This is a genomic window from Terrabacter sp. GCM10028922 (assembly GCF_042666095.1).
Taxonomy (GTDB): domain Bacteria; phylum Actinomycetota; class Actinomycetes; order Actinomycetales; family Dermatophilaceae; genus Terrabacter.
On record NZ_JBHTFG010000001.1, the window covers coordinates 126678 to 141916 of the forward strand.

Below are 15239 nucleotides of genomic sequence, written 5' to 3' on the forward strand. Positions count from 1 at the left end.
CATTATGATGTTCGGTTGTCGCGCGCTCCGACGTTGAGGTCGATCCACTGGCCGTGCGGGTTGCACGTCCCAAGCACGACGGGCTCCAGATCGCGCGCGCCACGCCACCGGCGGACTGCCACGACGGTGCCCCCGCCGTCCTCCCGCACATCGTCGGCGGCGATGCCGGGTGCACAGCCAGGAGGCTCAGCCGTGAGCCACGACAGGGCCGGGACGTCGCGGGCGAGCGTTCTCAACCGTGTCTCGAGCTCCAGCCGCCGCGGTGCGGCGACGTAGGTCAGGGCCCACGAGCTCATGACGACCACGTGAGCATCGGGTCCGGGTGCCTCTCGTGCACGGCGGACGGCGCGGTCGATGTCGTCGACCAGGTCCCCGGCAAGCACCACCGGCGGGTCGGTGCGGAGGAGGGCTCGGGCTGACCGGAACCGTTCGACGCGGCCGGGGACGTCGGGCCACAGGCAGGCCTCCAGCCAGCGGACGGCATCCTCGTCGTCCAGGTCGACGGGGCTGAGGTCCAGTCCGACCCTGGCCACGACCGGCGGCAGACCCGGTCCGGCATCGAGCTGGGCACCGACCTCGGCCCGATCGATGCCCGAGCACCGCACCGGCGATGCGGGGTCGCAGAGCGTCAGCGTGCGTTCGGCACCGACGAGGTCGACGGCATACCGGTCGACCCCGAGCAGGAGCCCGGCGCTGGCGCCGAGCTCCACGAGCGCGACCGGTGTGCCGGCCACATCCGCTGCCGCGACGGCGAGACCGACGGCCACGTAGACGGCGCGGTTGACCTCGTTGGTCTGCGTGCCGTGCGTCGCGATCCGCTCGACGAGCTCGTCGCGATGCTCGAGCACCGCGCGACGAACGTCGGGCCACGGGTCGCCGTGCGGCACCGCATCGTGACCCACGACGCTCGGATACCACCGCGCCGCAGGCATGTCGGGCCTGCGGAGCACGAGCTCGTGAAGGGCGGCCAGCCAGAGCACCGGTCGCGCCTGGCCGGGCCGGGCGGCGATCAGGAGAGATGCCGCCTCGGCATCCCGGGCGAGATGGCGGCACAGGGTCGAATAGAGCGGCAGGGCGGCATACTCCGCGGCGAACTCGGCGAAGCGGCGCTGGATCCGGGCCAGGCGGTCAGCACCCTCCCGGCCGTGCGGGCCTGCCTCGTCAGGCACCGGTGACGCCGTCGAGCCGCTCGCGAACGAGGTCGGCATGACCGTTGTGGCGCGCGTACTCACCGATGAGGTGGAGGTAGACGAAACGCAGCGAGAACGGGTCGCCGCCGGCCTCGAAGACGTCGTCGAGGTCGCGCCCTGCCACCACGCGGTCACACTCGCGCCACTCGGCGAGGAGGGCCTCGTAGTCCTCGCGCGCAGCCGCGGGGTCGATGTCGTCGAAGTCGAGGTCCTTCCCGCTGCCGAAACCGTGGAGCGGTTCGACGTCCTCGGCTGCCACACGCTGGCGCAGCCAGACCCGCTCGACCTTGCGCAGGTGCCGCAGCAGCCCGAGCAGGCTGAGGCCCGATGGCGAGACGGGGCGCTCGGCGAGCTGGGCGGCCGTCAGCCCGGAGCACTTTGCCAACAGGGTGGAGCGGTGCCACGCCAGCAGGTCGGGGAGCATCTCGGTCTCCGGTGCGACGAGCGAGCCGCCAGGACGCTCGACCTCGGGAGCCGTCCACACCGTCGGGGCCTGGTGGATCATGTGCGTGCTGCTCCTGTCGTGGCTTGGGTTGTCGCAGAATGGGTCTGGCGCTCCAGGAGCAGGATGACCTCATGGTGGGACGTCTGCGGGAACATGTCGAAGAGCCGTGCCTGCCGGGCCATGAACGACGGCAGCTGAGCGAGGTCCCGGGCGAGGCTGTCGACGTTGCAGCTCGAGTACACCAGATGGCTCGCGCCGCACGCCTCGATCCAAGCGGCAAGGTCAGGTCCGATCCCTCGCCGCGGGGGGTTCACGACCACCATCGACCGGGGCCCACGCAAGAGGTCGGGTTCGAGGGCTTCGACGTCGGTGGCGTCGCCCATCCGGAACGCGACGTCACCGAGTTCGCGGCCACGACTGGAAGCCGTCAGCCGGGCGCTCTCCACCGCCTCGGGCGATACCTCGACACCGAGCACGTGACGCGCCGGCGCACCGGGCGCCGCGGCGCAGTGCAACGCGAATCCGCCCACGCCGCAATAGAGGTCGAGCACCGCCGAGGGCGTGACCTCTTGTGCCCAGTCGCCGGCCTGCCGGTAGAGACCCGCAGCCACCGCGGTGTTCGTCTGGAAGAAGCTGTTGGGCCTCAGCTCGAGGGTGAGGCCGTTGACCGGCATCGGCAGCGACCCCTGCTCGGTCAGGACGATCTCCGTCGCACCCTCGAGGACGGCCTTGTGCTCGGGCTGGAGGTTCACCGAGACGACGCGCACCTCCGGGAGGCGTGCGAGCAGGCCGGCCAGCCGTGACTCGAGCAGCGCGAGGTGGCGCCGCGACCGCAGCACGAGCCGCAGCATGACCTCCCCGGTGGGGGAGAGGGTGAGGATCAGGTGCTTGAGCTCGCCCCGTCGTGCCGAGACGTCGTAGGGCTCGAGCCCGATCTCGTCGACGACGTCGGCCAGCCGCGGGATGACGTCCTGTAGCGGCTCCTCGTGCAGACCACACGCTCGGAGGTCGACGCCGTTCGCGTCCGCGTCGAGGATGCCGACGGTGACGGCGCCCGTGCGCCCGCCGACGACGAGCTTGGCCTTGTTGCGGAAGGCCGACTCCGGACTGGCGAAGGGCTCGAGCCAGTGCACGTGCGGGGCCACGGACGACAGCGCCTGCCGGCAGCGCTCGTTCTTGTCGGCGAGCTGGACGGCATACGGCACGCCCATGAGGGCGCACGAGCGGCACCGTCTCGCGTCGAAGTAGTCGCACTGCATCGCGCCAAGGCTACGGCTCGCGCGGTTCGTCTAGGACCACCGGTAGAGGTGCGGAGGAGCGGCCCCTTGGAGGCAAAGTGACATAATGTCGATTATCGGCGTTATGGGGTCGCGGGCGGGAGCTCGGACGGCCCGGTCTCGAGGGCGGCGAGCCACGTGCGCAGCAGCTGCTCCAACGACGTGCGGTCTGACGGTGACAGGGCGGCCAGAAGCGACTCGTCACCCGCCATGACGTCGGCGAAGATCTCGTCGAGCCGCGCCACGCCCTCAGGCGTCAGCTGCACGTAGACAGTCCTGCGGTCCGGCTCCTCACGGACCCTTTCGACGAAACCGAGCTTCTCCATCGCCTGAACGCGCTGCGTCGTCGCCCCGGGCGTCACTCGGCAGCGCCTCGAGAGCTCACCGGCCGTGAGGCGGTACGGCGGGCCGCTGCGGCGCAGCGTGCCGAGGACGTCCAGATGGCTCTGCTCGAGGCCGTGCGCGGCGAGGACGCGTGCGCGGTTGTCCACGACGATCGCTCCGAGCCGCCACACGGGCGTGATGATCCCGATGGAGCTCACGTCGACATCCGGACGCTCACGGCGCCACGCCGCGATGATCTGACCCACCTGGTCCCCCGGTCCCGTCTCCACGCCAATAGTTTAGCGCTAAATCGCACGGCCCGCCCTGCTGGCCGGCATCGACGGGCCGGAACATTTTAGGGCTAAAGTGATTGCATGAGCATCCATGTCATCACCGGAGCCGGCTCCGGCATCGGCCGGGCCGTGGCCCTCCAGCTCGCGAGGGCTGCTCCCGGACGCCGGCTCGTCCTCGTCGGACGCCGCCGGGACGCCCTCGCCGCGACCGCGTCACTCGTGGCAGCGGCCGCACCCTCCGCGCCCCCTCCCCTGCTGCTCGCGTGCGACCTCCAGCGGCCCGAAGCCGTCGAGGCGACCTTCGGCGCCGGGCTCGAGCCCGTGCAGGGCGTGGCGCTCTGCGCCGGTGGCCTGGCACCGGACGCCCCGGGGATGCCGTCCGGTCTCGTCACGACCGCGGCGGCGTGGGAGAGCGACTGGCGGCTCAACGTCCTCACCGCCGTCCTCACGGTGGCTGCCCTCGAGCCGTTCCTCGCCGACCACGCCCGCATCGTGACGATGGGCTCCATCGCCGGGGCGCGTGGCGGCGGTTCGTACGGCTCCGCCAAGGCGGCCCTGGTCCCATGGGTGCGTGACCTTGCCCGGCGGCTCGGCCCGCGCGGCATCACCGCCAACGTCGTGTCGCCGGGCTACGTCGCGCACACCGAGTTCTTCGGTGCCGCAATGACGTCCGAGCGACACGGCCGGCTCGTCGCCGAGACCCTCAACGGTCGCGCCGGCACTCCCGAGGACGTCGCCGCCGTCGTCGGACACCTGCTGTCCCCGGACGCGGGCCACATCACCGGTCAGGTCGTCCACGTCAACGGCGGTGCCCTGCTCGCCGGCTGAGCCGACGAGACGCTGCGCTCACACCGCGGCTGCGGAGGCGACGCTGCGGGGCCGGGCACGAACCCCGGCCCCGCAGCGTGCGGATCTCCCTCGGGTCAGGTCGTCGTGAGCGCGGTGTCGTCGACGACGAACGAGGTCTGCAGGGACGAGTCCTCCGTGACGACGAACCGCACCGAGACGCTCTTGCCGCGGTAGCTGCTGAGGTCGAACGAGCGCTGCAGCCAGGTCGCGTCGGCGCCGACGTTGCTGTACGCCGCGAGCGTTGTCGTGACGCCCGACGAGACGACCTGCACCTTCAGGGTGTCGTAGACCGTGCTGTCCGTCTCGGACGTGTCGAAGCGGCCCCAGAACGACAGTCGGGCCGTCGCAGCCGCCGCCGGGATCGTCACCGTCTGCTGCTCGGACTCCGTCGTGGCCGAGCCGTTGCCGCCCAGCCACATCTTCCACGCGCCGGAGTGCGCCGGCCGGCTCGTCGAGCTCGTGATCGGGCCGCTCGTGCCGGTCCAGGAGACCGCCCCCGACTCGAGGCCCGGGTTCGCGAGCAGGTTGCCAGCCGTGGGCGGGGGCGTCGTGCCGTAGTCCTTGACGGCGTACGTCCACACCATCGCGCCGATGGCGTCGACGTTGACGTCGAGTGCGGTGAGGTCGAGGTTCGTGATCGTGTCGCACGAACGGTGGTAGCAGGCGTCGAAGGGCCGACCGGCGGTGCCGCCCCACTTGCCCGCCTGCGCGCTCGTCTTCGTCGACTCTGCGCCGCTGAAGATCCCGCCCGTCGCGATGCCGTTGGAGCGGAACGCCGCGTGGTCGCTGCGGCCCTGCACGTCGACGTACTCCCACGGGATGCCCTTGCGGTCGTAGTACGCCGTGAAGTCGTCGCGCACGTCGGTGCCCGCGGCGTTGTCGTCGTAGACGAAGTAGCCGATGTTGGGCGAGGCGATCATGTCGAAGTTCTGATAGCTCTTGATCGCCGATCGCTGTCCGCTCGTCAGCTGCCCGACGTAGTACGTGGAGCCGAGCAACCCGAGCTCCTCGGCTCCCCAGAACCCGAAGCGCACATGGTTGCGCGGGGTCTGGCCGCTCGCCGCATACGCCAGGGCGGTCTCGAGCACGCCCGCGCTGCCGCTGCCGTTGTCGTTGATGCCGGGTCCGACGGAGACCGAGTCGAGGTGCGCGCCGAACATGACGACCGACGAGCTGTCCCCGCCGGGCAGGTCGGCGACGAGGTTGTACGACGTGCCCGACGAGGTGCTGAAGGGCTGCACCGTCGTCGTGTACCCGGCGGCGTCGAGCTTGGCCTTGACCCAGTCGACGGACGCCTTGTAGCCGGGCTTGCCGGTGCTGCGGTTGCCGCCGTTGGCGTTCGCGATGGACTGGAGCTGGTCGAGGTGGGCCTTGGTGTTGGTCACCGAGATGTCCGGTCCGGCCGCCGACGCCGCGGGTGGGGCGATGGTCAGGCCGGCCGTTGTCAGTGCAGCGAGCACCAGCGGGGTGAGCAGGGTGCGCTTGCGCATGGATCTCCTTGTGCGTGAAGGGGTTGGGCGAGCGAAACCCTGTCGACCCTCCCGTTCCCCGGCAATGCGCCCTGTGAAGACTTGGCTCCGGCTTGCCAACTCCTGACGCGAGATGTGCTGTCCACGGAGTGGACGTATGCCGTCCGCTGACCACGCCACAGAGCCCCTCCTCGCGCACTCCCCCGGTGACGAGTTCGCCCGCTCGCCTCCCCCGGCGTGTTCGGCGCCACCCACCCCCGCTCCGCCCGGCCGTGTGGGACAGTCGGCGCATGTCGCACGTCGTCGTCAACGCGGCCCGCCCGGAGACCCGGGAGCAGCGGGCCTGGTACTGGTACGACTGGGCCAACTCGGCCTACGTCACGACCACCGCCACGGTGCTCATGAGCCCGTACCTCACGTCCGTTGCCGAGGAGGCGGCGTGCCCGAGTCTCGCTGAGGGCCAGGACTGCCTGGCGAACCTGTCGGTCATCGGCATCCCGGTGGCGCCGGGGTCACTGTGGTTCTTCACGGTGACCTTCACGACGATCCTGTCGGCCATCGTCCTCATCTTCATCGGTGCCATCGCCGACCGCAGCCCGCACCCGACGCGCCTCTTCGCCGGTTTCGCCTGGGCGGGCGCACTCGCTGCGAGCCTCATGTTCCTCGTCGCGGGCACGAACTGGCAGCTCGGTGCGGCTCTCGTCGTCGTGGCCGGCATCTGCCTGGGCTCCTCGCTCGTCGTCTACGACTCGATCCTGTGCCGCATCGCCAACGAGAACGAGCGCGACCGGGTGTCCTCCAAGGGTTGGGCGTTCGGCTACCTCGGCGGCGGCATCCTGCTCGCCCTCAACTTCGCCCTCGACTTCTTCCACGAGGACCTCGGGCTCGACCGCGCCATGTCGACCCGCATCAGCATCCTGTCGGCGGGCCTCTGGTGGGCCGGCTTCACACTCATCCCCTACCTCGGCCTACGCCACCTCACCGGCACCCTCGAGACGCCGGTGGCGCGGTCGGCGGGCGTCGTCGGGGGCAGCGTGGCGCAGCTGCGCAGCACCTTCCGCGACCTCGCGAACTACCCACAGACCAAGCTGTTCCTGCTCGCGTACCTCTTCTTCAACGACGGCATCCAGACCGTCATCGGCAGCTCCAGCGTCTACGGCTCGAAGGAGCTCGGCTTCTCCGAGACGACGGTGCTCGGCGTCTTCCTCTTCGTGCAGTTCGTCGCATTCCTCGGCGCCCGCCTCTTCGGCCGCGTCGCCGCCACCATCGGCGCGTGGCGCACCGTCCTCTACGGAATCGGGCTGTGGACGGTCGTCGTCGTCTTCGCCTTCCTCGTGCCGTCGAAGTCGTTCGTCATCTTCATGGCCCTGGGCCTGCTCATCGGCATCGTCCTCGGCGGCACCCAGGCCCTCTCGCGCTCGCTCTACAGCCAGCTGATCCCCAAGGGCCGCGAGGCCGAGTACTTCAGCCTCTACCAGGCGATGGAGCGCGGCACGAGCTGGTTCGGCACGCTCATCTTCGGCCTCGTCTACCAGTTCACCCTCAGCTACCGCTGGGCGATCATCGCGCTCATCGTCTTCTTCGCCGTCGGAGGCCTGCTTCTCTCCCGCGTCCGCATGCGTGAAGGCATCGAACAGGCGGGCAACCCGGTGCCCGCCGTCATCTGAGACAGGCTTACAATTCGCGGCCCCGCAGGGAACAAGTCAACCGTTTCGGTCGTTCAAGCGTCTGTGAGGGTAAGACACCATTGGGTGTCACAGTGGCAGGAGTCTTGGAGGGGTCCACATGGCCGATCGAGCACTACGCGGTTCCAACCTCGGCACGAGGAGCATGGAGTCCGACGAGAACGTCGTCCCGAGTGAGCGTCAGCTCACCGTCTACGTCTGCCCAGAAGGTCACCGCACCGAGCTCCCGTTCTCCATCGAGGCCGACGTGCCTGCGACGTGGGAGTGCCGCTGCGGCCTCGATGCCAAGCTCCAGGGCGGTGGCCCCGAGCCGGAGGCCAAGCCGGTGAAGCACCAGCGCACCCACTGGGACATGCTGCTGGAGCGGCGCTCCATCCCCGAGCTGGAGGAGCTCCTCGAGGAGCGCCTGACGCTGCTGCGCGAGTCCCGTGGCGAGAAGCCCCGGCGTCGCAAGACCGCCTGACACGGCGCACCACCGACCGCAACACCGAGAAGCCCGTCCCGTTCGTGGAGGCGGGCTTCTCGCCATGGGGAGGGCTTTTGAGCCCGACCGTTCCGCTTCGTGGAGGCGGGCTTCTCGCCATGGGGAGGGCTTTTGAGCCCGACCGTTCCGCTTCGTGGGGGCGGGCTTCTCGCCATGGGAGGGCTTTTGAGCCCGACCGTTCCGCTTCGTGGAGGCGGGCTTCTCGCCATGGGGAGGGCTTTGAGCCCGACCGTTTCGTGGGGGGTTCTCGCTGCCGAGCGGGCTTCTGAAGCCCGACCGTCCGCTCAGTCCTCGTCGATGATCTCGCCCTCGACGACCTCGTCGCTCGAGGTCGACCGACGCGGCCCTTGGGGCGGCGGCTGCTCCCAGTCCGGCTGGCCGGTCACGGTGGGTCCGGTGAAGCGAGCGGTCTGCGCTACGAGCCGCCGCGAGATGACCGCCGCGAGCATGCTGCGTGCCACCGGGCGCGTGAAGGGCAGCACGAGCAGCAGGCCGAGGACGTCGGTGACGAAGCCCGGGGCGACGAGCAGCGCTCCGCCCACCAGCACGACGACCCCGTCAGCGATCTCGCGGGCGGGCATGCGCCCGCTCCGGACCGCCTGCTCGAGGGCGCGCCATGCCTTGCCACCCTCACGGCGGATGAGCCACACGCCGAGCAGCGAGGTAGCGACGAGGAGCAGGAACGTCGGCCAGCCACCGATGGCCTGGCCGACGGCCAGCAGCACGAGGATCTCGACGATGGGCAGCAGGAGCAGCGCGGCCGCCGCCAGCCGGGTCGGACGCAACCGGCGAGGGCGCGGTCGAGGGGTGGTGCTCACGAGCGCTCCCCCACGGGCTGGCGGCCACGGGCGCGGCCGGCGAGGGATCGCAGCTGGCCGACCCGGTGCTCGATCCCCCACCGGGTGACGCTGGTCAGCGCCTCACGGACGATGTCACGGCCCATCTTGGAGACGCCGACCTCGCGCTCCACGAAGGTGATCGGCACCTCGACGACCGTGAGGCCGGCGCGCACGGCACGCAGCGTCAGGTCGATCTGGAAGCAGTAGCCCTGGGACTCGACGCCCTGAAGGCCCATCGTCCGCAGCGCGCTCGCGCGATAGACACGGTATCCGGCGGTCGCATCGTTGACCGGCATCCCGAGGAGCACCTTGGTGTAGACGTTGGCCCCCACGGAGAGCACCTTGCGCCGGGCCGGCCAGTTGCGCACCTCGCCGCCACGCACCCAGCGGGCCCCGATGACGACGTCCGCGTCGCCGAGTGCCGCCAGGAGCGAGGGAAGCTGCTCTGGCAGGTGCGACCCGTCCGCGTCCATCTCCACGATGGCGTCGTAGCCCTCGTCGAGGACGCGCGCGAAGCCGGCGAGGTAGGCCTTGCCGAGGCCCTCCTTGACGGCGCGGTGCACGACCCTGACCTGCGGGTCGGAGCCCGCGAGGTCGTCAGCGATCTGCCCGGTGCCGTCGGGCGAGCTGTCGTCGAGCACGAGGACATCGGCACCGGGCACGGTCGAACGCACCCGGGCGATGATGCCGGGCAGGTTCTCCCGCTCGTTGTACGTCGGGATGAGCACGGCCACCCGGGTGACCGGCTCACGCTGCGTCGTCGTCATCCTCGTCCTTCGTCTTGTGCGGCGCCGGGTCGTGCGCCGTCTCCGGCACCGTTCGGCGAGCGCCACGGATGCCCAGGGCGAGCATCGCGAGCAGTCCTGCGGCGGCGGCCCACTCGGGGGCCTCACCGACGCGGGTGGCCAAGGTCGTGGCGTCCCGCAATGGTAGGGCCCCTCGAACCACCGCCTGTGTGAACAACGACGTCACCTGGTGTGCGGTTCCGTCAGGCGTGATGAGGGCGCTCTGACCGACGGTCGACACGTGCACGACCGAACGTCCGAACTCCATCGCGCGCAGCCGGCTGATCGCGAGCTGTTGCGGTGACTCGGCGGTGAAGCCGAAGGTCGCGTTGTTGGTCTGGACGACGAGCACGTTCGCGCCGGCCTCGACGGCGTCGCGCATGATGTCGTCGTAGGCCACCTCGAAGCAGATGGCGAGACCGGCCCGGATCTGGGTCCCGCTGCTCGTCGACACGTCGAAGACACCGGGCCCCGGCCCGGGCACGAAGTCGCGCCGGACGAGGTCGACCTCCTTGCTGAAGACTCGCCAGAACGACCGGTTCGGGATGTACTCCCCGAACGGCACGGGGTGGCGCTTGACGTAGCGAGCGGTGTTGCCCTTGCCCGGCTCGAAGAGGAGCGCCACGTTCGACAGGAAGCCGACGGGCTCCTCGAGCAGACCGCCGACGATGAGCGGCCGCTCGATCGTGTCGACCGTCTCGAGGATGAGCGCCTTGGCGTCCGCGTTGCGAAGGGGGTCGATGTCGGACGCGTTCTCGGGCCAGACGACGAGGTCGGGCGCCGGGACCCGACCGGCGTCGACGTCCTTCTCGGCCGCGAGGGTGGCGGCCACGTGGTTGTCGAGGACGGCCCGGCGCTCGGAGTTGAAGTCCAGACCCGGCCGGGGGACGTTGCCCTGCACGCCGAGGAACTGGGCCGGCTGCCCGTCGGTCGGCAGGGGTACGGTGAAGCCCACGACGCCCAGCACGAGCGCTGCAGCCACGGGTGCCCCGACTCGGCGCGCCGGCATTCGGGGGCGGCTGAGCACCAGCTGGACCGCGAGCGCGAGGAGCGCGCCCGCGAGTGCGATGACGAAGCCGACGAACGGGGCGCCGCCCAGCGCGACGAGCCGGCCGAACGGCGAGTCCGCCTGGCCGAACGCGAGCTTGAGCCACGGGAAGCCGCCGTACGGCGTCCGCGCCCGGAGTCCTTCGGTGACGACCCAGACGAGGGCGAACACGAGCGGGCGGACGCGTCCCGCGCGTCCCAGCCACCCGACGAGGGCCCCGGCGAGACCGACGAAGAGCGACTCGAGCGTCGCCAGCGCGATCCACGGCAGCGACCCGACGTAGATGCCGGACCAGCTGAGCATGGGCACGAAGAACACCAGGCCGCCGGCCAGGCCGAGCAGGAAGCCGCGGCGTGCACCCGTTCCGGTCCACGCCCACGCCCACAGCGCGAGCGCCAGCGGGGCGGCGAGCCACACGTCGAAGGTGGGGAAGGCGAAGCAGAGCAGCCCTCCGCCGAGGAGGGACACGAGGAGACGCCGCACGGGGTTCACCGTATGCGGTGCGGTCGGGTCCCCTGCGCACCGGCCCACCGGGCGGGGCCGGTCACGCCGAGGGGGCTCAGGGTACGACGACGACGCCGCGCGCGGTCGTGGCCACGATCGGCGGGTCGAGCATCTCGGCCGCGGACGCGCCGCGCTCCTGGTTGCCGCGGCCCACGACGCGTACCTCAAAGTCCATCTCGCGCGAGCGGGTGCCGACACGGATGATCTCGGCGGAGATCTCGATGACGTCGCCGGCGGTGATGCGGGACCGGAACTGGACGTCGCTGTACGAGGCGAAGAGACCCTCGTCGCCGTCGGTGACGATGCACATCTCGGTGGCGACGTCGCCGAACGCGGCCAGGGAGTAGGCGCCGTCGACGAGGTTGCCGGCGTAGTGCGCATGACCGTACGGGACGTAGCGGCGGTGCATGATGCGCAGCCCCACCTTCGCCTTGGTGCGGGCCGCGGGCGTCGTCGAGGCGGTTGCCGGAGTGGTGGGAGCCGTGGGCTCCGTGGGCTCGGTACTGGCGTCGGTCATGGCTTCCTTCCCTTCCGGAGACCGATCTCGTGGACGAGGTAGCTCGCGACCTCGCCGGGCGTCGTGCCGCGGCCGAAGATGCGGTCGACCCCGAGGGCTTTCTCCGAACCGTCCTCGAAGCGGGGGCCGCCGGCGATGAGGACGGGCACCTGGCCGGCCGGGTACGCCTCGCGGAACGCTGCGGACATCTGGGTCGTGTTGTGGATGTGGGCGTCCTTCTGGGTGACGACCTGGCTGACGAGGACGGCGTCGGCCTTCTCGGCGCGGGCCCGGGCGACGAGGTCGGGTACGAGCACCTGGGCGCCGAGGTTCACGACCTTGATCTCGCGGTAGTACTCGAGGCCCTTCTCGCCCGCGAAGCCCTTGATGTTGAGGATGGCGTCGATGCCGACCGTGTGCGCGTCGGTGCCGATGCAGGCACCGACGACGACGAGCTTGCGGCGCAGCTGCTTCCTGATCGCCAGGTTCGCGTCCTTGGCGCTGAGCAGCGGGTACTCGCGCTCGACGACGTGCACGTCGTCGAGGTTCACGAGGTGGGTCGAGCTGCCGTAGACCACGAAGAAGGTGAAGTCCGGGCCCATGGCCTTGGCGTGGACGAGCAGCGCCGGGTCGAGGCCCATCTTGCGCGCCAGCTGGAGCGCTGCGCCCTCGGCCTTCTTGTCGTGCGGCAGCGGCAGCGTGAACGACATCTGCACCATGCCGTCGCCCGTCGTGTCCCCGTAGGGCCGGATGATGTTGCCCTGCGCAGCCGTGCCGCTGCTCATCGCTTCGCCCCCCGGGCCGGCGGCGTCCACGCGTCGAGGGCGGTGGTCGCCGGGTTGTCGTAGCCGTCGGCGCGCCGGAACACACCGTCGAGCCCCTTGCCGCCCGTGGGAGGACGCTTCATGAGGCCGAACGTGCCGTCCGCGATCGCGGCCAGCAGTGGCGCGTCCCCGGCGGCGTCGGTGTCGCTGACGATGCGGTCGAGCAGGTCGACGGCCTCGGAGAGCACCTGGCGGGCGCGGGTCTGGATGAAGCCGTCACGCGGCGGGTGGAAGTCCTCGGTGAGCCCGCTCGCCGCGTTCATGACGTAGCGGACGTTCTGCAGCGCCAGGTCACGGTCGGACAGGAACGGCGTCACGACGGCTTCGGTCATCATGCCGACGAGGAGGATGCCCTGACCGGTCATCGCCCCGACGAGGTTGAAGAACCCGTCCAGCAGGTAGCCGCGGAACACGTCGCCGGTCATGTGCTTCGTGGGCGGCATCCACTTCAGCGGTGCGTCCGGGAAGAGCTGGCGGGCCAGCATCGCGTGAGCGAGCTCCATCCGGAAGCTGTCGGGAATCTCCGGGTTGATCTCGAACGCGTGCCCGAGACCGAGCTGCCAGTCCTCGAGACCGGCCTCCTTGGCGAACCGCTCGTTGAGCAGCTGGCTCACGGTGACCGTGTGGGCCGCCTCGACCGCGTCAGCGGTCGTGAGGTAGTTGTCCTCACCGGTGTTGATGATGATGCCGGCGCGGGCGTGGACCTGGCGCGAGAAGCGCTGGTCGACGAAGGTGCGGATCGGGTTGATGTCGCGGAAGAGGATGCCGTACATCGAGTCGTTCAGCATCATGTCGAGACGCTCCATGCCGGCGAGGGCAGCGATCTCGGGCATGCAGAGCCCGGACGCGTAGTTCGTCAGGCGCACGTAGCGACCGAGCTCCTTGCTCACGTCATCGAGGGCCGCGCGCATCAGGCGGAAGTTCTCCTGGGTGGCGTACGTCCCCGCGAAGCCCTCACGGGTCGCGCCCTCGGGCACGTAGTCGAGCAGGGACTGACCGGTCGAGCGGATGACCGCGATGATGTCGGCGCCCTCACGTGCGGCGGCCTGGGCCTGCGGGATGTCCTCGTAGATGTCACCGGTCGCGACGATGAGGTAGATCCACGGCTTCGTCTTCGGGTCGCCGTGCCGCCGGACAAGGCGGTCGCGGGTGGCGCGCGAGCGGTCGATGGTGCGCAACCCGACCCCGACACCCTTGGCTGCGGCGCGCCGGGCGGCCGAGCCCTCACGCCCCGTCGGCAGCCGGAACGAGACGTTGCCGCTCGCGGCCTTCTGGGCGAGCGTCGTGAGGTCGGGTGCCTCGCCGCGCAGCAGCGCGTCGTAGACCGGCGTCGTCACACCGTGCTCGAGGCCCACCTCGTCGCGGACGGCGTTCACGAGGTGGTTGACCCACGGCACGCGCTCGTGGTCGGCGCCGGACAGGCCCGCGAGACGCAGGGTCGCGCGCTCGACGGAGACGGTCGTGTGGCTCCGGGCGATCGTGACGACGGGTGCCGCGGCCTTCCGGGCCAGGGACCGGGCGCGCCGTACGACGGTGGGGTCCAGCTCGAGCATGGGCGCCTGCCTCGTCATGCGTCCGATCCTGCCGTCTCGGCCGCCAGCCGGCCCTCGAAGAGCGCCCGCACGGCGGGCACCTCGCGCACGAGCCGGAGCGCGGTCTCGGCGTGGCCGGGGACGTAGCCGTTGCCGATGAGCATCCGCACGTCGGCCGCGAGACCCTCGGCGCCGAGGGCGGCGGCGGCGAAGTTCGTCGCCATGCTGAAGAAGATGATGGTGCCGCCCTGCGCGGTGGCCAGGATGGCGGGCTGTTCGCAGCCGGGCACGTCGACGCAGACGACGGTGATGTCGGCAGGGCCACCGGCCGACTCGACCGCGGCGGCCAGTCCGAGCGGTGAGCGGGCGTCGGCGAGCACGACCGCGTCCGCGAGGCCACTCGCCTCGAGGACCTCGCGCTCACGCTCCACCGGCACGACGCCGATCGTGCGGGCGGCGCCCGCGGCGCGCGCTGCGGCGAGGGAGAGCGAGCCCGACTTGCCGGCCCCACCGAGGACCGCGACGGTCGGCGCGACGCCGCGGACGGCATACTCCCCGACGACCCGCTCGACGAGCGCCGGCGCGCCGCAGACGTCCATGACCATGAGCGCGAGGTGCGGGTCCAGGTCGTCGGGCAGCGTCGCGGCGATGCTGCGCCCGAAGAGGATGGCGTGACCGGCCGCGGGTACCTGCTCGGAGAGGCCGTCCCAGCGCTCCAGCCTGTCGGTGATCGCGAGCGGCGTCAGCGACAGCGAGACGAGCGTCGCCACACGGTCTCCCACGGAGAGGCCCAGGGGGCTGTCGGGTCCGGCCTCGTCGACGGTGCCGATGAGCATCCCGCCCGAACCGGTGACCGGGTTCTGCATCTTGCCGCGTGTCGCGATGATGTCGAGCACCTCGGCGCGAACGGCCTCACCGTCGACCTGCCCATCCACGCCATGCTTCTCGGCGAGCTGGCGGTACGACGCGGCGTCGAGGTTGAGGGTCTCGACCGCGATGCGCACCTCGTCGTCCCACAGCTCGGGCCGGGCGTCGAGGCGGCGAGCGGCCTGCGGCAGCGTGATGGCGTCCCCGCTGGGCTCGAGGACACGGTGGAGGCCGACGGGCGACGACACGCGGGCTGCGGCCACGGGATCCGGGGCGGCCGACATCGGGTCTGACACGTTCACAAATCCTTCTGTCTGTACGGACGGAG

Annotated in this window: 15 protein-coding genes; 3 read left to right on the forward strand and 12 right to left on the reverse strand. The window is 70.8% G+C overall.

The window, feature by feature from the left end; all coding sequences use genetic code 11:
* Positions 1–2: 2 nt before the first annotated feature.
* The 4 genes from ACFQU3_RS00575 to ACFQU3_RS00590 all read right to left on the reverse strand — a co-directional run bounded on the left by ACFQU3_RS00575 (position 3) and on the right by ACFQU3_RS00590 (position 3526).
* The gene (locus ACFQU3_RS00575; RefSeq protein ID WP_385904915.1) at positions 3–1208 is read right to left on the reverse strand and encodes a DUF2332 domain-containing protein; all 1206 of its coding nucleotides are present in this window, start codon (positions 1206–1208) and stop codon (positions 3–5) included.
* Positions 1162–1695, reverse strand: a complete 534-nt coding sequence (locus ACFQU3_RS00580) for a DUF664 domain-containing protein (protein WP_385904918.1) — start codon at positions 1693–1695, stop codon at positions 1162–1164. The genes ACFQU3_RS00575 and ACFQU3_RS00580 overlap by 47 nt, the downstream gene beginning before the upstream one ends.
* The gene (locus ACFQU3_RS00585) at positions 1692–2894 is read right to left on the reverse strand and encodes a methyltransferase domain-containing protein (RefSeq protein WP_385904921.1); all 1203 of its coding nucleotides are present in this window, start codon (positions 2892–2894) and stop codon (positions 1692–1694) included. Before ACFQU3_RS00585 ends, ACFQU3_RS00580 begins: the two co-directional genes overlap by 4 nt.
* A 101-nt stretch (positions 2895–2995) precedes the next feature.
* Positions 2996–3526, reverse strand: coding sequence for a MarR family winged helix-turn-helix transcriptional regulator (locus ACFQU3_RS00590; protein WP_385904924.1), 531 nt, complete (start codon positions 3524–3526; stop codon positions 2996–2998).
* Positions 3527–3610: 84 nt separating this feature from the next.
* Here ACFQU3_RS00590 and ACFQU3_RS00595 point away from each other — a divergent pair, with 84 nt between their 5' ends.
* Positions 3611–4357, forward strand: a complete 747-nt coding sequence (locus ACFQU3_RS00595; RefSeq protein WP_385904927.1) for an SDR family NAD(P)-dependent oxidoreductase — start codon at positions 3611–3613, stop codon at positions 4355–4357.
* Positions 4358–4452: 95 nt separating this feature from the next.
* Here ACFQU3_RS00595 and ACFQU3_RS00600 read toward each other — a convergent pair whose 3' ends face one another.
* Entirely contained in the window at positions 4453–5868 is a 1416-nt protein-coding gene (locus ACFQU3_RS00600) for a M28 family peptidase (protein WP_385904930.1), read from the reverse strand.
* 269 nt (positions 5869–6137) lie between these two features.
* Between ACFQU3_RS00600 and ACFQU3_RS00605 the strand changes: the two genes are divergently transcribed.
* Both ACFQU3_RS00605 and ACFQU3_RS00610 read left to right on the forward strand, forming a co-directional pair.
* Positions 6138–7514, forward strand: coding sequence for an MFS transporter (locus ACFQU3_RS00605; protein WP_385904933.1), 1377 nt, complete (start codon positions 6138–6140; stop codon positions 7512–7514).
* Between the two features lie 118 nt (positions 7515–7632).
* Positions 7633–7995, forward strand: coding sequence for an RNA polymerase-binding protein RbpA (locus tag ACFQU3_RS00610; protein ID WP_188032034.1), 363 nt, complete (start codon positions 7633–7635; stop codon positions 7993–7995).
* A 305-nt stretch (positions 7996–8300) separates the two neighbouring features.
* Here the strand turns inward: ACFQU3_RS00610 and ACFQU3_RS00615 are convergent, their stop codons facing one another.
* The 7 genes from ACFQU3_RS00615 to ACFQU3_RS00645 all read right to left on the reverse strand — a co-directional run bounded on the left by ACFQU3_RS00615 (position 8301) and on the right by ACFQU3_RS00645 (position 15207).
* Positions 8301–8834, reverse strand: coding sequence for an FxsA family protein (locus ACFQU3_RS00615; protein WP_385904936.1), 534 nt, complete (start codon positions 8832–8834; stop codon positions 8301–8303).
* On the reverse strand, positions 8831–9622 hold the full coding sequence (locus ACFQU3_RS00620) for a polyprenol monophosphomannose synthase (RefSeq protein WP_385904939.1): 792 nt from the start codon (positions 9620–9622) through the stop codon (positions 8831–8833). Before ACFQU3_RS00620 ends, ACFQU3_RS00615 begins: the two co-directional genes overlap by 4 nt.
* Positions 9603–11171: an apolipoprotein N-acyltransferase gene (lnt, locus tag ACFQU3_RS00625; RefSeq protein WP_385904942.1), complete on the reverse strand. Its 1569-nt coding sequence runs from the start codon at positions 11169–11171 to the stop codon at positions 9603–9605. The genes ACFQU3_RS00620 and lnt overlap by 20 nt, the downstream gene beginning before the upstream one ends.
* Positions 11172–11247: 76 nt before the next feature.
* Complete coding sequence (locus tag ACFQU3_RS00630) at positions 11248–11709, reverse strand: hotdog domain-containing protein (protein WP_385904944.1); 462 nt, start codon at positions 11707–11709, stop codon at positions 11248–11250.
* Entirely contained in the window at positions 11706–12473 is a 768-nt protein-coding gene (locus tag ACFQU3_RS00635) for an OAM dimerization domain-containing protein (RefSeq protein ID WP_385904947.1), read from the reverse strand. The genes ACFQU3_RS00630 and ACFQU3_RS00635 overlap by 4 nt, the downstream gene beginning before the upstream one ends.
* Complete coding sequence (locus ACFQU3_RS00640) at positions 12470–14083, reverse strand: lysine 5,6-aminomutase subunit alpha (RefSeq protein WP_385904950.1); 1614 nt, start codon at positions 14081–14083, stop codon at positions 12470–12472. The genes ACFQU3_RS00635 and ACFQU3_RS00640 overlap by 4 nt, the downstream gene beginning before the upstream one ends.
* Positions 14080–15207: an L-erythro-3,5-diaminohexanoate dehydrogenase gene (locus ACFQU3_RS00645; protein ID WP_385904953.1), complete on the reverse strand. Its 1128-nt coding sequence runs from the start codon at positions 15205–15207 to the stop codon at positions 14080–14082. The genes ACFQU3_RS00640 and ACFQU3_RS00645 overlap by 4 nt, the downstream gene beginning before the upstream one ends.
* Between the last annotated feature and the right edge of the window lie 32 nt (positions 15208–15239).